The following is a 23,741-nucleotide window of genomic DNA, read 5'->3' as shown; positions in this document are numbered from 1 at the left end:
CGCCGCACCCGGCGGTGCCGGGGCGCTGTCGTGCCAGGGGTGTGAGCGGGGGGCCGGTCGGATCGCGGGCGGCCGCTCAGCGCTTGACGGCGCACAGCAGGCCGTCGCCCACCGGGAGCAGGGACGGCACGAGCTCGGGGCTCTCCCGGACCGTGCGCAGCAGCTCCCGCAGGCGTATGACCTCGGTGGGCTGGGGGTTGGAGTCCACCGTCCGGCCACTGGCGAAGACACCCTCGAAGGCGACGAGGCCACCGGGTCTGAGCAGGCGCAACGATTCAGCGAGGTAGTCGAGGCACTCCAGCCGGTCGCCGTCGCAGAAGACCAGGTCGTACCCGGAGTCCGCGAGCCGGGGCAGCACGTCCAGGGCGTGGCCCGGGATGAAGCGCGCGCGGTTGCTGGCGAAGCCGGCCGCGCGGAACGCCTGCCGGGCGAACTGCTGGTGCTCCGGCTCCGGATCCACGGTGGTCAGCACCCCGTCGGGCCGCATGCCGTGCAGCAGATGGATCCCGGAGACACCGGTGCCGGTCCCGATCTCCGCCACCGCCTTCGCGTCCACGGTGGCGGCGAGCACCCGCAGCGCGGCGCCCGTGCCGGGCGACACCGAGCGCAGCCCTGCCTCCCGGGCCCGTTCACGGGCCCAGCGCAGCGCCTCGTCCTCGGCGACAAAGGCGTCGGCGAACGCCCAGCTCGTCAGCCGGTTGCCGGTAATGACCCTCTCCTTATGTCCCCGTGGTTGCCTGGGCGTGACTGTATCCGTTGCCGTCGGGAACCTGCTGATGGGACCGGTCGTTTAAAGGGATGAGTGAGTGACGGGGGCCGCGACGGGGGGCACGGGATGGATCGGTCCGACGAGCAGGGGCGCGCATCGACGCGCCTGCTGACCAAGCCACAGGGGCCGCATCAGCAGGACGTGCCCCACCGGCGTACAGCAATTTCTTATAAAACCGCTTATCCGGAGCTAACGGGCGAGGTGGCTATGGTAGGGGCTCCACTGGACACCACCAGAGCCGACAGGGGAGGTGCGGCTGCGCATGTGGATCGGGGAGGAGTGCTGCGGCGCTTTCTCGGATCGGCAGGCAGGCCGAAATCCGTGAACGACACCGCTGACCACAGCCACGCCGACGCTTCCGCCTCGGGCGGAGCACAGACCGCGACCTTCACCACGGACGCGCACGCACAGGCGTGGACTCCGCCCACCTGGGAGGAGATCGTCAGCACTCACAGCGGCCGCGTCTACCGGCTCGCCTACCGTCTGACCGGCAACCAGCACGACGCCGAGGACCTCACCCAGGAAGTCTTCGTCCGCGTCTTCCGCTCCCTGTCGACCTACACGCCCGGCACCTTCGAGGGCTGGCTGCACCGCATCACCACCAACCTCTTCCTGGACATGGTCCGGCGCAAGCAGCGCATCCGCTTCGACTCCCTCGGGGACGACGCGGCCGAGCGCCTGCCCAGCCGCGAGCCCACCCCGCAGCAGATCTTCAACGACGCGCACTTCGACGCCGACGTCCAGCAGGCCCTCGACACCCTGGCACCCGAGTTCCGCGCCGCCGTCGTCCTGTGCGACATCGAAGGACTCTCGTACGAGGAGATCGCCGCGACCCTGGGCGTCAAGCTCGGCACGGTCCGCTCCCGGATCCACCGCGGCCGCTCCCAGCTCCGCAAGGCCCTCGCGCACCGCTCCCCGGAGGCCCGGGCCGAGCAGCGTCGCGGGTTCGCGGTGCCCCGGGTGGCCGTGCTGGGAGGAGGGGGCGCGACCGCGTGAGTGGATCCCGTCCTACGCCTGCCGAGCAGCACCTGGGAGACCGTCTCTCCGCCCTGGTCGACGGAGAGCTCGGTCATGAGGCGCGCGACCGCGTCCTGGCACATCTCGCCACCTGCGCGAAGTGCAAGTCGGAGGCGGACGAGCAGCGCCGTCTGAAGAACGTCTTCGCGGAGGCCGCCCCGCCGCCCCCCTCCGAGAGTTTCCTGGCCCGGCTCCAGATGCTCCCGGCGGGCGGCGACGGCGGCTCACCGCTGTCCGGTGGCTTCGGCGGAAGACTCGGAGGCACGGCCGGAGGGCCGGGTCTGCCCGGTGCCCCCTCCGACTCCCGGGACTTCGCCGACTTCGGGGTCTTCGGCTCCGGCGACTCCTTCGGGTACGTCCCGTCGGGACCACACGGCGGCGCGCTGACGCCGTCGGAGGGCCGCGGGCTGCTCGGTGGCGGCCGTGGGGCGTCCGGCGGCCGTGGGTTCCTCGGTGACCGGGGTTTCCTGAGCGGCCGTGGAGCGCTGGGCGACCGTGGCCTCCTGGGCGGCGGACGCGGCCTCTCCGGCGGTGCGGACGAGCGTCCGGACCGGGAGGAGAGAACCACCGGCGACAGGGACGACCGGCACGACAGAGGGGTCACACGCGACCGCGGTTTCCGGATCCATGACGTGGGCCGGCAGGAGGCGGAGCGTTCCGCCTCGCGCGGTATGCGGTTCGCCTTCGTCGCGGCGGGAGCCGTGTCGCTGGCCGCGATCGCCCTCGGCGGTGTGACCAACGGCATGCCCGTCGAGACGGCGGACGCCCGGGGCGGTTCCGGCGCCGGGAGCAACGTCACCCCGCTGCGGACCCCGGCCGGCACGGTCCCGACGCCCGAGGCACAGCGCCGCCGGGGAGCCGTCGGCCCGCTGCTCGGACAGGGCCAGCAGTCCCTGGGCAACGCGCCCGTCGCCCCGACGGAGATCTCCGCCCCCCTGCTGCCCGGGGTCCCCGCCCCGGCCGGCCAGGACCGTCGGTCCGTACACCCGCTGACCGCACCCGTGTTGGCCGGTGCGGCCGTCATGTCGCCGCTCATACGTCCGCTCACCGACGCGCCACCGTTGCAGCTGACCGACTGGCCCTCGGCCTCCGAACTCGCCGGCCCCGGCCTGCTGACGGCGCCCGACACCACCTCGTCCCCCACACCCACCTCGCCCGTCCTCCGCTGACCCCGAGGCCTGCGCGCCGGCCCGCGAACCTGGTTGAATCCAGAGTGGGCCGTGTCCGCTCGGGCCGGTTCCGGCTCGCGGCACTCGGTGAACGGTGGGCGTCGGGCCGGTCCTCGGGACAGGCCCCAGGTGTGGGGAGAACATGAACGAGGGGAAGCCCACGAAGGCGAAGTGGTGGAGCCGCCCCCGGGCGCACGGCGCGGGGGGCGAGACGACGGGGGACACGGGCCCGGTCGGCACCGCTGATTCCGCAGAGTCCGCCGGGACTGGGACTGTGGACGCCCTCGGGCTGTCCGCGGGCGCGGCGCGTGCGGAAAACCCCGAGGGCGACTTCGAGTTGGAACGCCCGGCAACGGTGACGGCGACGGCACCGGCCGTCGCCGGGACCGACTCCCGCATCGGGACCGACTCCCGCATCGGGAGCGACTCCCGCATCGAGAGCGAAGGCGAGGCCGAGGCCGGTTCCGGCTCCGATTTCGAACTGGCTCGCCCGGTCGCCGCGGCTTCGTCCGGCTCGGACGGCGACTTCGAACTGGAACGGCCGAGCGCGAGGAACGCGGGGCACGACGCCGAGGGCGGGGCGAACTCGCCGACGGGGACCGACGGTTCGTCGGTCGACACCGACGGGGTCGGTACCGGCGCTGCCGCGGCCCCCGGCACCGCCGCGACCACGGTCGTGGGCGCCGCCGTGGTCACCGACGCTCGGCCCTCGGGTCAGCAGGGTGCCCTGAGCGCCCCTGAAGGGCCCTCTGGGCGCCCCAAGCCGCTGCACGACCCCGATCCCTACGGCACCCCGCCGTACGGCGAGCCCGGCCCCTGGGCGCCCGCTCCGCCGTTCCAGCATCCGGCGACCGCCTCCGCCCCCGGCACGAACGTCCAGCCGGCGACAGCGGCACACGACGCGCACCCGGTCGCGGGGGAGCCGGCACCGGCCGGGGCGCCCGCGACCGCCGCTCCCGGGTATGCCGACACGAGCACGCCGGTGACTCCGGCCCACGGCACCGCCGTACCGGCCGCCGCCGCGGCTTCCTTCCCGGACGCGGCCCGGCCCGCCGCCGCGCCCTACCCCGACACATCCCAGCCTCCCGGCGCCTCGTACGCGTATCCGTCCCAGCCGGGACCGCCGCCCTTCGGGGACTCGGCGCAGCCGGTCCCGCCCCCGTACGCGGGCGGTGCCCAGGCCGCGCAGCCCTCGCCGGGAGCCTTCGCCGAGCCCGGGCAGTCGCCGCCCGGTTCGCCGGGGCCCTGGCAGAACTACGACCCGTGGGCCGGGTCGGGATCGCTGCAACAGAACGGGGCCGCGGTGGACGACGCGGCGCGGCGGCGCCGGCGCAGGGGCAGGACGCTCGTGGTCGGGGCCCTGCTGATCGCCGTGGTGGCCGGCGGCATCGGCGGAGTCGTGGGCGCGTACCTGGAGCGCAACGGCGGAGTCGGGGCCATCGAGCTGCCGCAGGCCAGCGACGGGGTGACGGGCCGGGCGCCCGACAGCGTCGCCGGGATCGCCGCCAGCGCGCTGCCCAGCGTCGTGACCCTGCACGTCAGTGGGGACAGCGCGCAGGGCACCGGCACCGGATTCGTGCTCGACGAGCGTGGCCACATCCTCACCAACAACCATGTCGTCGACCCCGCCGGCAGCGACGGCGAGATATCGGTGACCTTCAGCGGCGGTGAGACGGCCAAGGCCACCATCGTCGGCCGGGACACCGGCTACGACCTTGCCGTGGTCAGGGTCTCCGGCGTCCGCGGACTCAAACCGCTGCCCCTCGGCAACTCCGAGGAGGTCCGGGTCGGCGACCCGGTCGTCGCCATCGGTGCCCCCTTCGACCTGGCCAACACCGTCACCTCCGGCATCATCAGCGCCAAGGAGCGGCCCATCACGGCCGGCGGCGAGAGCGGCGACGTCAGCGATGTGTCGTACGTGGACGCGCTGCAGACCGACGCGCCGATAAACCCGGGCAACTCCGGAGGCCCGCTCCTCGACGGCAAGGCCCGTGTGATCGGTATCAACAGCGCCATCCGCTCCGCCGGCAGCGGCTCCGAGTCGGAGGGCGGGCAGGCCGGTTCCATCGGACTGGGCTTCGCGATACCCATCAACCAGGGCAAGCGCGTCGCCGAGGAGCTGATCAACACCGGCAAGGCCACCCACCCGGTCATCGGGGTCACCCTCGACATGGACTACTCCGGTGACGGCGCCCGCATCGGCGACGAGGGCGACGGCGACGGCTCCGGGGTGACCCCGGGCGGTCCCGCCGACCGGGCGGGCATGCGCGCGGGCGACGTCATCACCCAGGTCGACGGCCAGCGTGTCCACTCCGGCAACGAACTGATCGTCAAGGTCCGCGCGCACCGGCCCGGCGACCGCCTGGAGCTCACCCTCCTGCGGAACGGCAGGGAGCGGACGCTCACCCTCACCCTCGGCTCGTCCGGCGGCGACTGACCGTGTCCCCGGCGTCCCCGGCGGCCACGACGGCGCGGCCACGACGGCGGGATCCACTGACACCAACTTCACAGGAGGGGCCCCGCACCCCCTCCTGCCAGGCAAACAGCTGGGAAAACCCGTCCTTCGGGCACGGTCGGAAGCGGCCCGAAGGTACCGGATCGGCGGGATCGCCGGGTACCGTGGATCCGGCCCGGACCACGGAAGACCTGCCGAGGCCCGCGGATCGGGACCGAGGACATCGCAAGGAGCTTCAGGTGTTCAATGACATAGGTGCGCTCGAGGTGGTGACGCTCGTCGTCCTCGCCGTGCTCGTCTTCGGTCCGGACAAGCTCCCGAAGGTGATCCAGGACGTCACGCGGACCATCCGCAAGATCCGCGAGTTCTCGGACAGCGCCAAGGCGGACATCCGCAACGAACTCGGACCGGAGTTCAAGGACTTCGAGTTCGAGGACCTCAACCCCAAGACGTTCATCCGCAAGCAGCTGGACAACGACGAGCTGGGGCTGAAGGAGATCCGCAACGGCTTCGACCTGAAGAAGGAGATGGCCGAGCTCACGGACGCGGTCCACGGCCGTGAGTCCGAGTCCTCCTCGTCCGGCTCCTCCTCGGACTCCTCCGGTGGCTCCTCCTCGGGTGCGGCCGGCGGCTCGGTCGACATGACGAAGAAGCGCGAACTCGAAGAGCGTCCGCCGTACGACATGGACGCCACCTGAGTCGTACGCCGGTGTGCTGCCGCGCCCCCCTACGTGATGCGATTCATACCGTCACGCACCCTCGTACGGCCCGAACCCGCCGGTACGCCGTCCTACGCGCCGGGCGCTTTCCCTGCTGCTCGGAGAGCTGTGGCTATGCTGCCCAGTTGTTGTGCGGACCGTAGGAAGAGCGAGCGACGCCCGAGGGGGCCGGGCCGCTCCGGTCCGTCGAGAGCGAGGAGGCGTCCGGGCACATGGAGACGACGAGTCGGGTAGGCGCGCAGGCGTCGGCCGCGGAGGGTGGACAACAGCTCCCCTCCGCCCGACGCACGGTCGACGGCTACCTGCTGGCGCCCTTCCCGTGGTACGGCCTCGACGAGGCCTTCACGGGACCGCGCTGGCTGATGCAGGTCGGTACGTCGGCGGAAGGAGCCGTCGAGCACGGTTCGATCGGCCACGGTGACGAGCCCTCGGTGCGCAACGAGTACACCGCAGGGTCGGACGACGAGGTCAAGGAGCGGTTCGCGGTCGTGGTGACCGTCGCGGAGAACCCGTCCCGCAGGAGCGCCGACGGTACGGGGCTGCTGGAGGCCACGTCGGTCTCCTCGGCGGCGTGGCTCGCGGGTGTGGGGCTGCTGTCCTTCACCTGGCCCGGGCAGTTGGACCACTCCCTGCGGGACGACTGGCTGGACCAGCAGACCGAGGCCGCGTGGGTGCTGGCCGACGATCTCGCCGGGCCCGACTGGACGACCCTGTCCCTGCCGGTGGACGGCGTGCCGACGCCGTTCCACTACCGCGAGTCCGAGTTCGGGTGGGTGCTCGCGGGGTCGACGTCGCAGGGGGTGCATGTGGGGGCGTACGGGCGCGGGATGAGCGCGTACGGTCTGGGGTTCGCCGTGATCAAGGACGTCGAGGCGTACGCGTGACGGTGAAGGGCACCGCCGTGTGGTGCGGCGGTGCCCTTCGAAGCCGTGCAGGCTCGGGCGGCTCGGGGGCCGCTGTGCGGCGTGGCTCGTCGCGCGGTTCCCCGCGCCCCCGAGAGGCCGCCCCCGGCTGCGACAGGCGCCCTAGAACTTGTTCCTCGGGGTGATTCCCAGGCTCATGCCCGACAGGCCCCGCTGGCGGCCGCCCAGCTTGCCCGCGATGGCCCGCAGGGCCGAGCCCGCGGGGGAGTCGGGGTCGCTCAGGACCACCGGCTTGCCGTCGTCTCCGCCCTCACGGAGGCGGACGTCGATGGGGATGGAGCCGAGGACCGGGACCGTGGCGCCGGTGGTGCGGGTGAGGCCGTCGGCGACGGTCTGCCCGCCACCCGTGCCGAACACGTCGACCATCTCGTCGCAGTGCGGGCAGGGCAGCCCCGACATGTTCTCGACGACGCCGACGATCTTCTGGTGGGTCTGCACGGCGATGGAACCGGCGCGCTCGGCGACCTCGGCCGCCGCCTGCTGCGGGGTCGTCACGACGAGGATCTCGGCGTTCGGGACCAGCTGGGCCACCGAGATGGCGATGTCGCCCGTGCCCGGCGGGAGGTCGAGGAGGAGGACGTCCAGGTCGCCCCAGTAGACGTCCGCGAGGAACTGCTGGAGGGCGCGGTGGAGCATCGGGCCGCGCCAGACCACCGGGGCGTTGCCCGGGGTGAACATGCCGATCGAGATGACCTTCACGCCGTTCGCCGACGGCGGCATGATCATGTTCTCGACCTGGGTGGGAAGGCCGTCGGCGCCCAGCATGCGGGGCACGGAGTGGCCGTAGATGTCGGCGTCGACGACACCGACCTTGAGACCGTCGGCCGCCATGGCCGCCGCCAGGTTCACCGTCACCGAGGACTTGCCGACGCCGCCCTTGCCGGAGGCGACGGCGTACACGCGGGTGAGGGAGCCCGGCTTGGCGAAGGGGACCTCGCGCTCGGCCTGGCCGCCGCGCAGGGCGGTCGCCAGTTCCTTGCGCTGCTCGTCGCTCATGACGTCCAGTTCGACATCGACGCGGGTGACGCCCTCGACCCCCTCGACCGCCTCCGTCACGCGCTTGGTGATGGTGTCGCGCATGGGGCAGCCGGAGACCGTCAGGTACACGGCGACCGCGACCGCTCCGTCCTCGCCGATCTCCACCGACTTGACCATCCCGAGTTCGGTGATGGGGCGGTTGATCTCGGGGTCGTTCACCGTCGACAGTGCTTCGCGCACCGCGTCTTCCGTAGCCATAAGGACGATGGTACGGCGCTGCGCGGGGCCCCTGGGAGCCCTGTCAGCGGTCGCCCATGTCACGTCCGCGGGCGTGTTCCGGCGGGAATACGGTCCGGGTCCCGCGCGGGACGTCACCGTCGTGCTCGTGCATCTCCCTGACCAGGTCCTGGAGCTCCGAGCGCAGCCAGTCGCGGGTGGCGACCTCGCCGAGACCGATGCGCAGCGCGGCGATCTCCCTGGTCAGATACTCGGTGTCGGCGATCGACCGCTCGTTCTGCTTGCGGTCCTGTTCGAGGTTGACCCGGTCGCGGTCGTCCTGGCGGTTCTGCGCGAGCAGGATCAGCGGGGCCGCGTAGGAGGCCTGGAGGGAGAGCATCAGGGTGAGGAAGATGAAGGGGTAGTTGTCGAAGCGCAGGTCGCTCGGGGCGGAGACGTTCCACACCACCCAGAGGATGATGACGACCGTCATCCAGACGATGAACCGCCCGGTGCCCAGGAACCGCGCGATCCGCTCCGACAGCCGCCCGAAGGCCTCCGGGTCCCATTCCGGCAGGAACCTGGCCCGGCGCGGCAGCGGCTGGTCGAGACGTGTACGCGGGCGCGCGGTGGCCCCGGAGGGCGTGCGTTCCCTCAGGGGAGCGCCGGAGGGCGTCGTGCGCTCCCGGGGGCCCGCGCCGGAGTGCGCCCGCTCCCGCCCCGGGTGCCGCCCTTCGCGCCCGATGTGCCGCCCGTCCCGCCCGTCACGTCCTGCGGGCCGCCCCCCGCGCCCTTCGCGGGCCTCACGGGCCTCACGCCCGTCCCGGTCAGGAGCCATCGCCGACCTCCTGCCCGTCCGCGACGTCGTCGTCCTCGTACAGATGGAACTCCGTCTCCCGCCAGTCCTCGGGAAGCATGTGGTCCAGGACGTCGTCGACGGTCACCGCCCCCAGCAGCGAGCCGCTCTCGTCGACCACGGGCGCCGCGACCATGTCGTACGTCGCGAAGAACCCGGCGACGTCGCGCAGCGCGGCCTCCGGGTCCAGTGGCTGGAGATCGTCGTCGAGGAGCGAGCTGACCAGGGTGTACGGCGGGTCCCGCAGCAGCCGCTGGAAGTGGACCGTGCCGAGGTACTTGCCGGTCGGGGTCTCGTCCGGCGGCCGGCACACGTACACCTGTGCGGCGAGCGCCGGGGACAGATCGGCGTTGCGCACCCGCGCGAGCGCGTCGGCGACGGTCGCGTCCGGGCGCAGCACGATCGGCTCGGTGGTCATCAGACCGCCGGCGGTCTTCTCCTCGTACGCCATCAGCCGCCGTACGTCGGCCGCGTCGTCCGGCTGCATCAGCGTCAGCAGCCGTTCCTGTTCCTCCTCGGGCAGCTCGGCGAGGAGGTCGGCGGCGTCGTCCGGGTCCATGGCCTCCAGGACGTCGGCGGCCCGCTCCTCCTTGAGCTTGCCGAGGATCTCGATCTGGTCGTCCTCGGGCAGCTCCTCCAGGACGTCGGCGAGCCGGTCGTCGTCGAGGGCGGCGGCGACCTCGGCCCGGCGCTTGGGGGAGAGGTGGTGCAGCACATTGGCCAGGTCGGCCGGGCGGAGCTGCTCGAAGGTGGCGAGCAGGTTCTCGGCGCCCTGCCCGTGCTCCTCCAGCGAGAACCCGGTGACCGCCGACCACTCCACGGTCACCGTCTCGCCCTTGTGCCGCCGGAACGCCCCGCCCTTGCCCTTGCGGACGAAGACCCGGTCGATCTCCCAGTCCCGGCGGGCCGGCAGCTGCTGGACCGAGATGTCGAGGACCGTCACCTCCTCGCCGGTCTCGACGAGGGTCACGCGGCGGTCCAGGAGCTCCCCGATGACGAGGCGCTCGGTGGGGCGCTGCTCGAAGCGGCGCACGTTCAGGACACCGGTGGTGATGACCTGGCCCGACTCGATGCCGGTGACGCGGGTCATGGGCAGGAAGATCCGGCGGCGGGTGGAGAGTTCGACGACCAGGCCGAGCAGGCGCGGGGGCTTGCGACCCACCCGCAGGATGGCCACCAGATCCCGGACGCGGCCCACCTGATCGCCGCTCGGGTCGAAGACGGCGACACCGGAGAGGTGGGAGACGAAGATCCGGGGCGCCACCGCCGCCATGAGCCGCCCCTTTCCTTCCCGTCGTGAGGGGAATGTCCGCCGAGGACGGCTTCAGGCTAGCCCGTCCCGATCGGATATGCCCTGGTGAGCGGTGCGGACGGACTGGCTCAGTGGCGGGTCGGGAGCCCCGGTACTCTGCGGTACGCCTGGACTCCCCACGAAGAGGTGCATCGCCTGTGACTGTGATTCCCCGTACCCGAAGGGCCGCACTGGTGAGCGCCGTCTGCACCCTGGTGGTCGGCGGGCTGGGGCTCACGGGGTGCAGCGAGGATCCCGACGAGGGGACCAACGGGGTCGGCAAACTGGAGCCGGCGAAGATCCAGAGCACGACCAGGGCGGCGGCCACGGCGGCGGACACGGTCCGGCTGTCCGGGGCCGTGGTGAGCAACGGCAGGACCTACAGGCTGGACATGCGCCTGAAGGAGGACGGCGGCACGGGTTCGGTGACGACGGAGGGCTCCACGTTCCGGCTGCTGAAGGTGGGGGAGCACCTCTTCCTCAAGGCCGACGCGGACTTCTGGGACCACGAGGACTCCGGGAAGGGCGGCGAGCAGGACGAGGACTCGGAGACGGCCGCCGCGGACAAGCTGGACGGCATGTATGTGAAGGTGCCGACCGGTGACCCCGCCTACAAGCGGTTCAGCGGCTTCACCGACAAGGACGTCCTCCTCAACAGCCTGCTCACCCTGCACGGCACGCTCTCCACCGAGGGCCACCACGAGCAGTCCGGCACCCGCACCATCCGCATCACCGGCGACAAGGGCTCAGGCGGCACGCTCGACGTCTCCCTCGAAGGCACCCCCTACCCCCTCCGCCTCGTCCGCGCCGGCGACGCGGGCACCATCCTGCTCTCCGACTGGGGCAAGGACTTCACGCTGGAGGAGCCGGACGGCAAGTCGGTGGTGGACTACGGCAAGCAACTGCCGACGTCGTAGTACGGGCGGGACGGGCGGGGACGGCCTGCGGTTTCGTGGAGCGGCGGCGTGGCGCGTGGGCGGTGCGGACACGGGTGGGCCGAGTGGGCGAAGGGCCGCTGTGCGCCCGTGTGGGGCCACCGCCGGCATCGCCTTGAGGGGTGCCCCCGGCGCAGCGCCTCGTGGCCGCCCAGTGGGGACGCGCCGCTCTGATCGGTGCCCGAGGGCTCGGCTCCACTCCGTGCCCGGCGTCAGCCCGCTGTCCGTTGCACCGCAGGTCCCCGTTCTGGCGGTGCGGCGGTGCCGACCGGGACGCGTCCGCTGTCAGGAGCCGAGTCTCACCGCTGTCGTTTGCGGCGGCCGAAGAGCAGGCGTGGCACCGCCGCCGGGATCGGCTGCCGTGTGGTCGCCGGCGTCGCGGCCGGTGCCTGCGCCAGGTCGTCGTCGGGCAGGGGCAGGGTCACCCCCGTCGGCCGCAGGCGGAGCACCCGGCACTCGCGCGCCCACCGGCCCGGCATCGCCTCCCCGTCGGGCGCGTTGAGCCGCTTGCCCTTCAGCTCGGCCACCACGGCCTCCCACTCGGGGGAGTCCGGGGCCAGTTCGACGACGTCCGCGACCCAGCTGACCAGCCGCCCACCCTTGTCCTTGCTGCGGACGGTCACCACCGCAGACCCTCCGTCGGCCAGCCCGGGCAGCGGTTGCTCACCGGGCCCGTCGCCCACCACGCACGCCGCACCCTCGTGCCAGACGTGCCACAGCGCCCGCGACACCTCACCACCCCGGACCCAGATCAGCCCGGACTTCTTGGTGGCCTCCTCGACGAGTGCCTGTTCGAGCAGCGCGTCGGGGTTCGGCGAATCGGCGGGGAGCGGATCGGCGGTCATGGGGGCAGCCTAACCGTGCCCCCACGAGCCCGGCCCGCCCCCTCGTAGCCCCCGGCCCACCGCCTCGACCGTGGCCTACGGCGTCACAGCCACCCGTTGCGCTTCAGCGTCCGGTGGATGCCGAGGCAGAGCGCGACCGTGACACCGAGGACCACCGGGTAGCCGAACTTCCAGTGCGTCTCCGGCATGTAGTCGAAGTTCATGCCGTACACGCCGCACACCATCGTCGGTACGGCGATGATGGCCGCCCAGGACGTGATCTTGCGCATGTCCTCGTTCTGCGCGACGGAGGCCTGCGCCAGGTTCGCCTGGAGGATCGAGTTGAGGAGCTCGTCGAACCCGACGACCTGCTCCTGGACCCGGGCGAGGTGGTCGGCCACGTCACGGAAGTACTTCTGGATGTCGGGGTCGATCAGCCGCATCGGCCGCTCGCTCAGCAGCTGCATGGGCCGCACCAGCGGCAGCACCGCGCGCTTGAACTCCATGACCTCGCGCTTGAGTTGGTAGATCCGGCCGGCGTCGGTGCCCCGGGGTGTGCCCTTGCGCCCGGGGGAGAACACCTCCGTCTCCACCTCGTCGATGTCGTCCTGCACGGCGTCCGCGACCGCCACGTACCCGTCGACGACATGGTCGGCGATGGCGTGCAGCACGGCCGACGGCCCCTTCGCCAGCAACTCCGGGTCGTCCTGCAGCCGGTGGCGCAGCGCCCTGAGGGAGCCCTGCCCGCCGTGCCGCACGGTGATGAAGAAGTCCCGTCCGGTGAAGCACATGACCTCGCCGGACTCCACGACCTCGCTGGTGGCGGTGAGTTCGTCGTGCTCGACGTAGTGGATGGTCTTGAAGACGGTGAAGAGGGTGTCGTCGTACCGCTCCAGCTTCGGCCGCTGGTGCGCGTGCACCGCGTCCTCCACGGCCAGCGGGTGCAGCCCGAACTCGGCCGCGATGCCGGAGAATTCGGCCTCCGACGGCTCGTGCAGGCCGATCCAGACGAAGCCGCCGTCACGGCGCACCTGACGGATCGCCTCGTGCGGGGGCAGGTTGCGCTCGAACGACACGCGCGCGCCGTCGCGGTACACGGCGCAGTCCACGACGGCCGTGGCCGTCTCCGCCGGACGCGTGGCGTCGTACACCCCGCCGTCCTTGCGCAGCGACAGCCGCGAGGGACGGGACGGGCGGACCGCGGCACGCAGGTTGTGGATCATCGACATGAGCTGGCTCCTTCGCAACGAAAGGCCGCCGACGACGGTTGGAACTACCCGGAATGGGGACGTTTTGACTTCGGATGTTTGGCACGTCCACAAAGCGGGGAGCACCGCACCGTCGCGGTGACAGCTTCGCTTGATTCAGATCAAGACGGGAAAGAAGTGCTCTTCCGATGCGCGGCGACCGACGAGCGGCACGACGCGAGTGAGGGCGGTAGCGAGCGGAGCGAGAACTACGGCTACGACCAGAGCTACGGAACTCGAACAGCGGAAGAGCGGGTGGTACTGCCAGGTCGACTTCGGTCCATCGCAGCCCCACCTCCTCCGGCCGGTCCCTCGTAAGGGACGTTCCATACCCCATCCGGGGTTCCCCGTAGGGGAGTCAGTCTTCTCGGTGCGGGACGCGAAGGCATGAGAAGCCTTGAGAGCGAGGCTTCTGCGTGCTGCCCGCGTACTGTCCCGACCGGCGGCCCAGACTAACAGTCGGCTGAAGTGTCAAGGCGCCCGTTTGCCGGTTCCTGACGAGTTCTATGCTCGGCTCATGGCTGATGTTCTTCCGTTGGTGGAGGCCCGTCTGCGCACCGCGCTGGGCGAACCGGACGCGCGCGCCGCGGTCACCTTCCTCGGCACCGACCGTATCGAGGTCCTCCGTTTCACCGACGGCGACGTCGTCCGCTACGCCACGCTCGGCATGTCCGCCCAGCCGATGGCCGACCCCACCGCGGTCCTCGCCGACCCCGTCAAGGGCCCGCGCGCCGAGCTCGTCCTGTCCGTGCGGCGCGGTGTCGCCGACACCGACAAGGTGCTGCGCCCGCTGGCCGTACTCGCCGCGTCGCCGCAGGTGGAGGGCTTGATCGTGGCCCCCGGCGCCTCGCTCGACGTGGGTGATCCGCTCTGGCCCCAAGCCCCCTTCACCTCCGTCCTCGTCGCCGAGTCCGGCGGCCTGGTCGAGGACCTCGAACTCGACGCCCCGGCCGACCCCGTACGGTTCCTGCCCCTCCTGCCGATGACGCCCAACGAGGCGGCCTGGAAGCGGGTGCACGGCGCCCAGGCCCTCCAGGAGCGCTGGCTCATCCAGGGGACGGACCTCCGCGACCCGGCCCGCAATTCGGTCCCCCTGGACTGACCGGATCGCGTGACACGGCTTCCCCGTGTGACGGACGGCACGCCATACGTGACCGGAGGCGCCTCGGCAGGTGGCCGAAAACCGCCGCTTCCCTTGGTCGTGTGGGTAGTTGATCCCGTTGGTCGGTCCGACGGGCCGACCACAGGCCGCCGGCCGGCGTTCGTGTGCGGAACGTGCGCGGAATGTGACGCGCACACGCCGGACGGGTGATCGTCCTTGACGCGAGGAAGCACGGGGAGGACCGTTGGGCCCTATGAGGGGCGAACCCAGTTGCCCGAAGTGTGGTGGCCGGGTCAGGGCTCCCGGCCTCTTTGCCGACTCCTGGCAGTGCGCCGCGCACGGGACGGTGCACCCGATGCAGCCCGTGATCCCGCCCAGCGTCGAGGCCCTCAGCGTCGTGGTGCACCGCGCCAAGGTGCCGGTCTGGATGCCCTGGCCGCTGCCCGTGGGCTGGCTCTTCACGGGTGCCGCCTTCGCCGGGGACGACCGCAGCGGCGGACGTGCCACCGCCGTGGCCTGCTCCGGTCCCGGCCCGCTCGGCGGCGTCGGGGAGCTCGTCCTCATCGCGGAGGAGCTCGGCGTCGGTCTCGGCGCGCGGTACGCGGGCATCGACGGTCCCGACCCCGGCCCCTACCTGAGCGTCGAGAAGCCGCCCCAGGCCAAGGTGCTGGCCGCCGGACGGCCCACACCGCTGTGGCACGTCACCGGCACGCCGGACGACCGCGCGGTCTTCGCGGGCGAGGCGCTCGGGCTGTGGCTGTGGGCGATCGTGTGGCCCGAACAGACGGGGTTGCTGATGTACGACGAACTGGTGCTGACGGATCTGCGGGACGCAGGCGCGGAGGTGGAACTGCTGCCGTGCGGGGCGCTCTCACCGCGCATCCTGGAGCCGTAGGGGGCCTCGCGCCTGCGGGCGGAGGCGTGGCTCCGGGTGGCGGAGGCGCGGCTCCGGGGCGCGTCCTCTGTAGGGGGCGCCCGCGGCTTTCGGGTGTGACAGGAGCTGCCCGGAAGGGCGCTATCCTTGAGCGTCCGCTTCCGTTTCCCTGCGCCTGGAGTCCGAGTCGTGCGTATCGATCTGCACTGCCACTCCACGGCGTCCGACGGTACGGACACCCCGGCTGAGCTGGTACGGAAGGCGCGGACGGCCGGTCTGGACGTCGTCGCGCTCACCGACCACGACACCACGCGCGGGCACGCCGAGGCGATCGCCGCGCTCCCGGAGGGGCTCACCCTGGTCACGGGCGCCGAGCTGTCGTGCCGGCTGGACGGCGTCAGCATGCACATGCTGGCCTATCTGTTCGACCCCGAGGAGCCCGACCTGCTGGCCGAGCGCGAGTTGGTGCGGGACGACCGGGTCCCCCGGGCCCAGGGGATGATCGCCAAGCTGAACGAGCTGGGTGTGCCGGTGACCTGGGAGCAGGTCGCCCGGATCGCCGCCGGCGGTTCCGTGGGGCGGCCGCACGTGGCCACCGCGCTCGTCGAACTCGGCGTCGTGCCGACCGTGAGCGACGCGTTCACGGAGCAGTGGCTCGCCGACGGCGGCCGCGCCTACGTCGAGAAGCACGAGACCGACCCGTTCGAGGCGATCCGGCTGATCAAGGGCGCCGGCGGTGTCGCCGTCTTCGCCCACCCCGCCGCCGTCAAGCGCGGCCGGACCGTGCCGGAGTCCGCCATCGCGGAGCTGGCCGCCGCCGGACTCGACGGCATCGAGGTCGACCACATGGAGCACGACCCGGCGACCCGGGCCCGGCTGCGCGGCCTGGCGAAGGAGCTGGGGCTGCTCGCCACCGGGTCCTCGGACTACCACGGCAGCCGGAAGACCTGCGTGCTCGGCGAGTACACGACCGACCCCGAGGTGTACGGCGAGATCACGCGGCGGGCCACCGGCGCGTTTCCCGTCCCGGGGACCGGCGGGAACCAGCTGATCCCCTGACCGTGGGGCGCCAGGCTCCGGCGGACGCCGGCCGTGCCCGGCCCACCGCGCTCTCCACTCTGTCCGCGCGGGGCGATGCCCCGTTTCTCCGCGCGACCATCGCCCCGGCCGTACCGCACCCGGTACCTTGCCGAGGGCTGCCCTCTCGCTCGCTCTTCCTCTCCCGCAAGGCATCCCCGTGTTCGATCTCGCCATCTTCGGTTCGCTCTTCCTCACCCTCTTCGTGATCATGGATCCCCCGGGGATCACCCCGATCTTCCTCGGCCTCACCGCGGGCCGTCCCGCGCGCACCCAGAAGCGGATGGCCCTCCAGGCCGTCTGTGTGGCCGGTGGTGTGATCACCGTCTTCGGGCTGCTGGGGCACCAGATCCTGGACTATCTGCATGTGTCCGTCCCGGCGCTGATGATCGCCGGCGGGCTGCTGCTCCTGCTGATCGCGCTCGACCTCCTGACCGGCAAGACGGACGAGCCGCAGCAGACCAAGGACGTCAACGTCGCGCTCGTGCCGCTGGGGATGCCGTTGCTCGCCGGTCCCGGTGCGATCGTGTCGGTGATCCTCGCCGTGCAGAAGGCGGACGGTGTCGCCGCCCATGTCTCCGTGTGGACCGCGATCCTCGCGATCCACGTCGTGCTGTGGCTGACGATGCGGTACTCACTGCTGATCATCCGGGTCATCAAGGACGGCGGTGTGGTGCTGGTGACCCGGCTCGCCGGCATGATGCTCTCCGCGATCGCCGTGCAGCAGATCATCAACGGCGTCACCCAGGTCGTACAGGGCGCCTAGCGCACGCGCCCACCGCCCCTGGCCGGGACGTCGCAGAGCCCCGTACGGCGTCGTGCCGTACGGGGCTCCGAAGTGTGAACGGACCCGCGTCCTATGAGGCGGTCACGTCGGCCGGGCGGATCCAGAGGCGCTGCCCGATGGCGGCGGCCTGCTGCACGATCCGGTTGACGGAGGCGGCGTCCACGACCGTGCTGTCGACGGGCGTGCCGTCGATGTCGTCGAGTCGCAGGATTTCGAAGCGCAAGGGCTTCTCCCTTCGTCTGGTCATCCTCCTGAGGAGAACTACTGGTGATGGCTCACGGGTCGTCGGTGCCCGTGTTCCATGAGGAGTCAACGGTATGCGTGTTACAAACATTCCCTACGCTAAGGAAATTTTTCGGGAAGCTAATTACTAGCCGGTAAGCGGTGTGGTGGTATGTCTACCTGAAGGCAGGAAGACTGATTGGGACCGGTTGTGTTCGCAGCGTGACCGCCGGGACAATGGGCCGTAATGAACGACGACCTCACGGCGCTCGGCGCCCGCATCGACCGTACGAACGAGCTACTGCACCGCATGCTCGCCGAGGTGGCGAAGACTCCCTCGACGCACGCGATCTTCGTCGATGCCGGGTATCTGTACGCGGCCGCGGGACGGCTCGTCGCGGGGACGGAGGACCGACGGTCCTTCGACCTCGACCCGGAAGGGCTCATCGACGCGCTGATCGACAAGGCACGCACGATCTTCGCGGACAGCCGGCTGCTGCGGGTCTACTGGTACGACGGGGCGCGCCGCCGCATCCATACGGCGGAACAGCAGTCGATCGCCGAGCTGCCGGACGTGAAGGTCCGCCTCGGCAACCTGAACGCGAACAACCAGCAGAAGGGCGTCGACTCCCTGATCCGCACCGACCTGGAGTCACTGGCCCGCCACCGCGCGATCAGCGACGCGGCCCTGATCGGCGGCGACGAGGACCTGGTCTCGGCGGTCGAGGCCGCGCAGGGGTACGGGGCGCGGGTCCACCTGTGGGGAGTCGAGGCGCCCGAGGGCCGCAACCAGGCCGAGCCGCTGCTCTGGGAGGTCGACAGCCAGCGCACCTTCGACCTCGACTTCTTCAAGCCGTACGTGTCACGCCGGGCCGCCGCCACCTACGACGCCCCCACCGGGGCGCGCCCCAGCCGTGAGGACGTCCGCTTCGTCGGCGCCCAGATCGCCGCGAAGTGGCTCGCCTCCCGGGGCCGGGAGACCTTGCAGGAACTGCTCCAGGGCCACCCGTACCTCCCCGGTTCCGTCGACCAGGACCTGCTCGTCGAGGCGGAGGGCCTGCTCCAGTACTCGCTGCGGGGACAGGCGGACCTGAGACGGGCGCTGCGGGACGGCTTCTGGGAGCACCTGCGGGCCCAGTACTGAGGTCCGGACCGGGCTGGGCTGGTTCGGCGCGTTCGGCGGGGCTCGGTCCGAGTGGCGCTCAGCGGCCGAGCCGGTCCCAGAAGCCGATGAGGGCCTCGGCCGTCGCCTGCGGCTGATCGGTGTTGGGGGAGTGCTCGGCGCCGCGGACGACGGTGCGGTGGGCGCTCAGCCGGACGGCCATGTCGTCGAGGACCGGGATGGGCCAGGTGTCGTCGCGTTCGCCGGAGAGGACGTGCTTGGGCAGGTCCACGGCGGCGAGTTCGGCGACGCGGTCGGGTTCCGCGCAGAGCTGGCGACCCGTGGCGATGAGCTGGGCCGGTTTGGTGGCGAGCCAGCGGCGGCGCAGGTCGTCCCGGTCGTCCAGCCCCGCGTCGAGGGCGCCCGTGTCGGCCTCCTCGGGCTCCGGTGCCTCCATCGCCTGGATGGCGTCCCAGACCTGCTCCATGTCCATCACGGCCAGGGCGTCCCGCAACAGCTTCACGCGCTCCTGCTGACCGGCCGAGATTTCGGCGGGGCCCGAGGCCATGAGCGTGAGGGAGGCGAAGGGGGAGGCGTCCCTCAGCACGGCGGCGCGGGAGATCTGGCCGCCGAGTGAGTGGCCGACGAGGTGGAGCGGGCCGCCGTCGCCCACGACCTGCGCCTGGGCGAGCAGGTCCTGCGCCAACTCCGCCTGAGCGTAAGGCGCTTCGTCGCTCTCGGCGCCCGGGCTCTCGTACTGGCCGCGTCCGTCCACGGCCACCGTCCGGTACCCCGCAGCCGCCAACGGCTCGTGCAGCGCGATGAAGTCCTCCTTGCTCCCGGTGAACCCCGGCACGAGCAGGACGCTCCCCTTCACCGCCACCCCCGCCTCGATCACGGCGAACTCCCCACGAGGGGTACGCAGACGATGGGCGCGCGCGCCGGGAGGAGGGGTGAACGAGGGGGGACGGCTCATGGGGGGAGCGTAACGGGCCCCAGCGGGGGTGGCTCGCGCTGCCCCGCTGGGGGCGCTGCCGGGTGCGTTGTCAGGTGCGGGTGAGTGGGGCTTCTCGCGCAGTTCCCCGCACCCCTGAAAGGCCTCCGGCCTTTCGGCCCGAAAAAGCACGGGGCGCAGCCCCTGCTTTTTCAGGGGCGCGGGGAACTGCGCGACCAGCCCCCACCGGACGGACGTCTGGGGGTCGAAGGGGCGCAGCCCCTTGGTGGGGGCACCTCCCGCTCGAGCGAAGCCGAGAGTGGGGGAGGGAAGGGTAGGGGCGGCGGGGGCGAGAAAAGGCCGGAGGCCCGGCCCCACCAGGGAACCGGACCTCCACCAGCCGACAGCAAGAACGGACTCAGCCCTCCGAGCCGTCCACCACAGCCACAGCAGCCTTCCGCGCCCGCCGCCGAGGAGCCGGAGCCTCAGCCCCCGCCTCCCCACCGTCCACAGACGCCGCAGCCTTCCGCGCACGACGCGGCTTCGTCGCCTGCTCCTCCGTAGGCTGCGCGGGAACCGCCCCCTCAGCCGTCGCCGCGGCCTTACGGGTGGTCCGGCGGCGCGGCTTGGGCGCCTCGGCGGCGTCGACGGCGGCGCCGTCCGTCACCTCGCCCACGCTCTCGACGCTCTCGGCGACCTTGCGCACACGCCGACGCGGCTTGGCCGGTGCCTCCTCGGCCGCGGCCTCCTCGCTCACGGTTTCGACGGGCGCCGCCTCGGCGGGCGCGGCGACCTTGCGCGCACGCCGACGCGGCTTGGTCACGGCCTCGGCGGCCGGCTCGGCGACGGCCGTGCCCTCCGCCGTGTCGACCACGGCCTCGGCGGCAGGCGCCTCGACGGCGGCCGCGGCCTTACGGGTCCGACGACGCGGGGCCGGAGCCTCGACCACCGCCTCTGCGGCGACAGCCTCCACCACGCTCTCGGCAGGCGTCGCCGCGGCCTTACGGGTGGTCCGGCGGCGCTGCTTGGGCGCCTCGGCGGCGTCCACGGCGGTCTCGGCGGCGCTGTCCGTCGCCTCGACGACACTCTCGGCGGCCTTACGGGTGCGTCGACGCGGCTTGGCCGGTGCCGGTGCCTCCTCGGCCGCGGCCTCCTCGCTCACGGCCTCGGCGGGCGCCGCCTCGGCGGGCGCGGCGACCTTGCGCGTACGGCGACGCGGCTTGGTCACGGCCTCGGCGGCCGGCTCGACGTCGGTCGTGCCCTCCGCCGTGTCCAGCGCGGCATCCGCGCCGGGCGCGGCCTCCACCGACTTACGGGTGCGGCGGCGACGCGGCTTGGGAGCCTCCTCCACCGACTCGACGGGCGCGCCCGCGACGGTGTCGACCACGACCTCCGCCGACTCGACCGGCGCACTCTCGACCGTCTCGGTCTCGGACCCGGTCACGCCCTCGGCGGCGGGGTTCGCCCCGGCCCGCGTCCGGCGACGACGGCGAGGCGTACGCGGCTCGGACGCGACGGAGTCGCTGCCCGGCGTCTGCGTGGACTCCGACGGCTCCGTGACCGCGACGGCCTCCGGCGACGCCCCCTCCACGGTGCTGCCACCACGCGTACGGCGGCGACGACGCGGCGTACGCGCCGGGCGCTCACGCTCGCGCTCGGCGGACGACGGGCCGGCGGCTCGGCCACCACGACCGCGCGGACCACGTCCGCCCGGCTCGCCGAGGTCCTCCAGCTCCTCCGCGTCCAGCCCGGCGCGAGTGCGCTCGGAACGCGGCAGCACGCCCTTCGTGCCGACGGGGATGCTCAGTTCCTCGAAGAGGTGCGGGGACGTGGAGTACGTCTCCGGCGGGTCGTTGAACCCGAGGTCCAGCGCCTTGTTGATGAGCTGCCAGCGCGGGATGTCGTCCCAGTCGACGAGGGTGATCGCGATGCCCTTGGCGCCCGCGCGGCCCGTACGGCCGATGCGGTGCAGGTACGTCTTCTCGTCCTCGGGGGACTGGTAGTTGATGACGTGGGTGACGCCCTCGACGTCGATGCCGCGGGCGGCGACGTCGGTGCAGACGAGGACGTCCACCTTGCCGTTGCGGAAGGCGCGCAGCGCCTGCTCGCGGGCGCCCTGGCCCAGGTCGCCGTGGACCGCGCCGGAGGCGAAGCCCCGCTGCTTCAGCTGGTCGGCGAGATCGGCCGCGGTGCGCTTCGTACGGCAGAAGACCATGACCAGTCCCCGGCCGTCGGCCTGCAGTATGCGCGAGACGATCTCGGGCTTGTCCATGTTGTGCGCGCGGTAGATGTGCTGCGCGGTGTTCCGGACTGTCGCGCCCTCGTCGTCCGGCGACGTGGCGCTGATGTGGGTCGGCTGGGACATGTACCGGCGGGCCAGACCGATGACCGCGCCCGGCATGGTCGCCGAGAACAGCATCGTCTGGCGGCGGGCCGGAAGCATGTTGATGATCTTCTCGACGTCGGGCAGGAAGCCCAGGTCGAGCATCTCGTCGGCCTCGTCGAGGACCAGGCACTTGACGTGCTTCAGGTTCAGCTTCTTCTGGCCCGCGAGGTCGAGGAGCCGCCCGGGCGTGCCGATGACGACGTCGACGCCCTTCTTGAGGGCCTCGACCTGGGGCTCGTAGGCGCGGCCGCCGTAGATCGCGGTGACGCGCACGTTGCGCACCTTGCCGGCGGTCAGCAGGTCGTTGGTGACCTGGGTGCACAGCTCGCGCGTGGGGACGACGACGAGCGCCTGCGGCGAGTCGACGAGGTCCTCGGGCCTGGCGCGGCCGGCCTCGACGTCGGCGGGGACGACGACGCGCTCCAGGAGCGGGAGGCCGAAGCCCAGCGTCTTGCCGGTGCCGGTCTTGGCCTGGCCGATGATGTCGGTGCCGGTGAGGGCGACCGGGAGCGTCATCTCCTGGATGGGGAAGGGGGCGATGATGCCGACGGCCTCGAGGGCCTCGGCCGTCTCGGGAAAGATGCCGAGATCGCGGAAAGTCGTAGTCAGGGTGCTGCCTCTTCTGTGTACGCGGTGTGAGGCGAGCGCGGGGGGCGTGTCAGACCGTGCCGGGGGACGTCGGCCGCCCTCACGGGCGGACCGTGTGGGCACGGGACCACTGCCGACGCTCTAGCGCTCATACCGCTGAGGGGTTCCCTCCGGACGCCGTACGCGAAGTGCCGTACGGAAAAGGAGGGCTGTCGGGTCGGAGCCGATCGGGCCACCGACCGGGCATCCTCATGCGTGCGGCCTGTCGAGGCACCGTCGAACTACATCTCGGTACCAGCAGGCGCATTACCACCATACCCTGGAATCGCGCATATGCGATGGCCGATTTGGTCACGTAGTCGTCGTCACACTGTGGGACGCGCGATATGACCGGGCCCTTCCGCCTTGCGCGGAGCGGGCTATTGTGCGCTTCATGACCACGTCTGACAAGCCTGAGAACGCCACCGGCGGCGCGTCCGCCGACGCCGCCGACACCACGGAGGTCACCGGCATCGCCGCCCAGGACTGGGAGCGTGCCGCTGCCGACCCGCAGTACCGCGCCGCGGTGGTGGATCTGCTGGGCGCGCTGGCGTACGGGGAGTTGGCGGCGTTCGAACGGCTCGCGGAGGACGCGAAGCTGGCGCCGACCCTCGTCGACAAGGCGGAGCTGGCGAAGATGGCGGCGGCCGAGTTCCACCACTTCGAGAGGCTCGCCGGCCGGCTCACCGAGATCGGTGAGGAGCCCACGCGCGCCATGGAGCCCTTCGTCGACGCGCTCGACGGCTTCCACAAGCAGACCGCCCCCTCGGACTGGCTGGAGGGCCTCGTCAAGGCCTATGTCGGCGACTCGATCGCCAGCGACTTCTACCGGGAGGTCGCGGCGCACCTCGACTCGGACACGCGCGGACTCGTGCTCGCGGTGCTCGACGACACGGGACACGCCGGGTTCGCCGTGGAGAAGGTGCGGGCCGCGATCGACGCGGATCCGCGGGTGGGCGGTCGACTGGCGCTCTGGGCGCGGAGGTTGATGGGGGAGGCGCTCTCGCAGTCGCAGCGGGTGGTGGCCGACCGGGACGCCCTGTCCACGATGCTCGTGGGCGGTGTGGCCGACGGGTTCGACCTCGCCGAGGTGGGGCGCATGTTCTCGCGGATCACCGAGGCGCACACCAAGCGGATGGCTGCGCTCGGCTTGGCCGCCTAGTCGCCGCGGGGTGAGCTGTCGTCCGGCGGGTGCGGGTGCTTCGTGGCTGATCGCGCAGTTCCCCGCTCC

The 23,741-nt window shown here is 72.0% G+C and carries 21 protein-coding genes; 12 read left to right on the top strand and 9 right to left on the bottom strand.

The features are described from left to right. Positions 1-76 precede the first annotated feature (76 nt). Positions 77-778, bottom strand: coding sequence for an O-methyltransferase (locus tag ACZ52C_RS06220; RefSeq protein WP_469074155.1), 702 nt, complete (start codon positions 776-778; stop codon positions 77-79). 270 nt (positions 779-1,048) lie between these two features. Between ACZ52C_RS06220 and sigE the strand changes: the two genes are divergently transcribed. The 5 genes from sigE (at position 1,049) to ACZ52C_RS06195 (ending at position 7,013) form a co-directional block, all read left to right on the top strand. After that, entirely contained in the window at positions 1,049-1,765 is a 717-nt protein-coding gene (gene sigE / locus ACZ52C_RS06215) for an RNA polymerase sigma factor SigE (protein WP_469074154.1), read from the top strand. After that, positions 1,762-2,955, top strand: a complete 1,194-nt coding sequence (locus tag ACZ52C_RS06210; protein ID WP_469073644.1) for an anti-sigma factor family protein — start codon at positions 1,762-1,764, stop codon at positions 2,953-2,955. The genes sigE and ACZ52C_RS06210 overlap by 4 nt, the downstream gene beginning before the upstream one ends. 142 nt (positions 2,956-3,097) lie before the next feature. Then, the gene (locus ACZ52C_RS06205) at positions 3,098-5,392 is read left to right on the top strand and encodes a S1C family serine protease (protein WP_469073643.1); all 2,295 of its coding nucleotides are present in this window, start codon (positions 3,098-3,100) and stop codon (positions 5,390-5,392) included. Between the two features lie 257 nt (positions 5,393-5,649). Beyond that, positions 5,650-6,108 (top strand): sec-independent translocase, encoded by a 459-nt coding sequence (locus ACZ52C_RS06200; protein ID WP_469073642.1) that lies wholly within the window; start codon positions 5,650-5,652, stop codon positions 6,106-6,108. 233 nt (positions 6,109-6,341) lie between these two features. Next, positions 6,342-7,013 carry a hypothetical protein gene (locus tag ACZ52C_RS06195; protein WP_469073641.1) on the top strand — a complete coding sequence of 224 codons (672 nt, stop codon included), beginning with the start codon at positions 6,342-6,344 and terminating at the stop codon, positions 7,011-7,013. Between the two features lie 141 nt (positions 7,014-7,154). On the opposite strand, the gene ACZ52C_RS06190 is transcribed toward ACZ52C_RS06195, so the two are convergent. The 3 genes from ACZ52C_RS06190 to ACZ52C_RS06180 all read right to left on the bottom strand — a co-directional run bounded on the left by ACZ52C_RS06190 (position 7,155) and on the right by ACZ52C_RS06180 (position 10,375). Further along, positions 7,155-8,288 carry an Mrp/NBP35 family ATP-binding protein gene (locus tag ACZ52C_RS06190; protein ID WP_469073640.1) on the bottom strand — a complete coding sequence of 378 codons (1,134 nt, stop codon included), beginning with the start codon at positions 8,286-8,288 and terminating at the stop codon, positions 7,155-7,157. Between the two features lie 43 nt (positions 8,289-8,331). After that, positions 8,332-8,991 (bottom strand): DUF1003 domain-containing protein, encoded by a 660-nt coding sequence (locus ACZ52C_RS06185; protein WP_469074153.1) that lies wholly within the window; start codon positions 8,989-8,991, stop codon positions 8,332-8,334. 82 nt (positions 8,992-9,073) lie between these two features. Continuing rightward, on the bottom strand, positions 9,074-10,375 hold the full coding sequence (locus ACZ52C_RS06180) for a magnesium transporter MgtE N-terminal domain-containing protein (protein ID WP_469073639.1): 1,302 nt from the start codon (positions 10,373-10,375) through the stop codon (positions 9,074-9,076). A 176-nt stretch (positions 10,376-10,551) separates the two neighbouring features. Between ACZ52C_RS06180 and ACZ52C_RS06175 the strand changes: the two genes are divergently transcribed. Further along, positions 10,552-11,310 carry a hypothetical protein gene (locus ACZ52C_RS06175; protein WP_469073638.1) on the top strand — a complete coding sequence of 253 codons (759 nt, stop codon included), beginning with the start codon at positions 10,552-10,554 and terminating at the stop codon, positions 11,308-11,310. Positions 11,311-11,627: 317 nt separating this feature from the next. Here ACZ52C_RS06175 and ACZ52C_RS06170 read toward each other — a convergent pair whose 3' ends face one another. After that, on the bottom strand, positions 11,628-12,173 hold the full coding sequence (locus tag ACZ52C_RS06170) for a hypothetical protein (protein ID WP_469073637.1): 546 nt from the start codon (positions 12,171-12,173) through the stop codon (positions 11,628-11,630). 83 nt (positions 12,174-12,256) lie between these two features. Next, positions 12,257-13,381: a magnesium and cobalt transport protein CorA gene (locus ACZ52C_RS06165; RefSeq protein WP_469073636.1), complete on the bottom strand. Its 1,125-nt coding sequence runs from the start codon at positions 13,379-13,381 to the stop codon at positions 12,257-12,259. 535 nt (positions 13,382-13,916) lie between these two features. On the opposite strand from ACZ52C_RS06165, the gene ACZ52C_RS06160 reads away from it, so the two are divergent. The 4 genes from ACZ52C_RS06160 (at position 13,917) to ACZ52C_RS06145 (ending at position 17,218) form a co-directional block, all read left to right on the top strand. Beyond that, positions 13,917-14,501, top strand: coding sequence for a suppressor of fused domain protein (locus ACZ52C_RS06160; RefSeq protein ID WP_469073635.1), 585 nt, complete (start codon positions 13,917-13,919; stop codon positions 14,499-14,501). Between the two features lie 253 nt (positions 14,502-14,754). After that, on the top strand, positions 14,755-15,396 hold the full coding sequence (locus ACZ52C_RS06155; protein WP_469073634.1) for a DUF6758 family protein: 642 nt from the start codon (positions 14,755-14,757) through the stop codon (positions 15,394-15,396). Between the two features lie 168 nt (positions 15,397-15,564). Further along, the gene (locus ACZ52C_RS06150) at positions 15,565-16,434 is read left to right on the top strand and encodes a PHP domain-containing protein (protein WP_469073633.1); all 870 of its coding nucleotides are present in this window, start codon (positions 15,565-15,567) and stop codon (positions 16,432-16,434) included. Positions 16,435-16,612: 178 nt separating this feature from the next. After that, the gene (locus ACZ52C_RS06145) at positions 16,613-17,218 is read left to right on the top strand and encodes a MarC family protein (protein ID WP_469073632.1); all 606 of its coding nucleotides are present in this window, start codon (positions 16,613-16,615) and stop codon (positions 17,216-17,218) included. Positions 17,219-17,309: 91 nt separating this feature from the next. Here the strand turns inward: ACZ52C_RS06145 and ACZ52C_RS06140 are convergent, their stop codons facing one another. After that, positions 17,310-17,462, bottom strand: coding sequence for a hypothetical protein (locus ACZ52C_RS06140; RefSeq protein ID WP_086786875.1), 153 nt, complete (start codon positions 17,460-17,462; stop codon positions 17,310-17,312). 246 nt (positions 17,463-17,708) lie between these two features. Between ACZ52C_RS06140 and ACZ52C_RS06135 the strand changes: the two genes are divergently transcribed. Further along, the gene (locus ACZ52C_RS06135; protein ID WP_469073631.1) at positions 17,709-18,605 is read left to right on the top strand and encodes an NYN domain-containing protein; all 897 of its coding nucleotides are present in this window, start codon (positions 17,709-17,711) and stop codon (positions 18,603-18,605) included. Positions 18,606-18,663: 58 nt separating this feature from the next. On the opposite strand, the gene ACZ52C_RS06130 is transcribed toward ACZ52C_RS06135, so the two are convergent. After that, entirely contained in the window at positions 18,664-19,539 is an 876-nt protein-coding gene (locus ACZ52C_RS06130; RefSeq protein ID WP_469073630.1) for an alpha/beta fold hydrolase, read from the bottom strand. A 376-nt stretch (positions 19,540-19,915) separates the two neighbouring features. Continuing rightward, positions 19,916-22,399, bottom strand: coding sequence for a DEAD/DEAH box helicase (locus ACZ52C_RS06125; RefSeq protein WP_469073629.1), 2,484 nt, complete (start codon positions 22,397-22,399; stop codon positions 19,916-19,918). A gap of 496 nt (positions 22,400-22,895) precedes the next feature. Between ACZ52C_RS06125 and ACZ52C_RS06120 the strand changes: the two genes are divergently transcribed. Next, a complete protein-coding gene (locus tag ACZ52C_RS06120) occupies positions 22,896-23,672 on the top strand; it encodes a ferritin-like fold-containing protein (protein WP_469073628.1) in 777 nt (258 codons plus the stop codon). Positions 23,673-23,741: the final 69 nt, after the last annotated feature.

The organism is Streptomyces sp. NPDC034049 (assembly GCF_055575575.1).
Note: the sequence above shows the minus strand (reverse complement) of the source record. Positions and strands in the feature narration are given on the sequence as shown.

Coding starts and splice junctions, on each gene's coding strand:
- ACZ52C_RS06205 (WP_469073643.1), top strand. CDS start 3,098: ATGAACGAGGGGAAGCCCACGAAGGCGAAGTGGTGGAGCCGCCCCCGG.
- ACZ52C_RS06195 (WP_469073641.1), top strand. CDS start 6,342: ATGGAGACGACGAGTCGGGTAGGCGCGCAGGCGTCGGCCGCGGAGGGT.
- ACZ52C_RS06190 (WP_469073640.1), bottom strand. CDS start 8,288: ATGGCTACGGAAGACGCGGTGCGCGAAGCACTGTCGACGGTGAACGAC.
- ACZ52C_RS06180 (WP_469073639.1), bottom strand. CDS start 10,375: ATGGCGGCGGTGGCGCCCCGGATCTTCGTCTCCCACCTCTCCGGTGTC.
- ACZ52C_RS06170 (WP_469073637.1), bottom strand. CDS start 12,173: ATGACCGCCGATCCGCTCCCCGCCGATTCGCCGAACCCCGACGCGCTG.
- ACZ52C_RS06165 (WP_469073636.1), bottom strand. CDS start 13,381: ATGTCGATGATCCACAACCTGCGTGCCGCGGTCCGCCCGTCCCGTCCC.
- ACZ52C_RS06160 (WP_469073635.1), top strand. CDS start 13,917: ATGGCTGATGTTCTTCCGTTGGTGGAGGCCCGTCTGCGCACCGCGCTG.
- ACZ52C_RS06155 (WP_469073634.1), top strand. CDS start 14,755: ATGAGGGGCGAACCCAGTTGCCCGAAGTGTGGTGGCCGGGTCAGGGCT.
- ACZ52C_RS06135 (WP_469073631.1), top strand. CDS start 17,709: ATGAACGACGACCTCACGGCGCTCGGCGCCCGCATCGACCGTACGAAC.
- ACZ52C_RS06130 (WP_469073630.1), bottom strand. CDS start 19,539: ATGAGCCGTCCCCCCTCGTTCACCCCTCCTCCCGGCGCGCGCGCCCAT.
- ACZ52C_RS06125 (WP_469073629.1), bottom strand. CDS start 22,399: ATGACGCTCCCGGTCGCCCTCACCGGCACCGACATCATCGGCCAGGCC.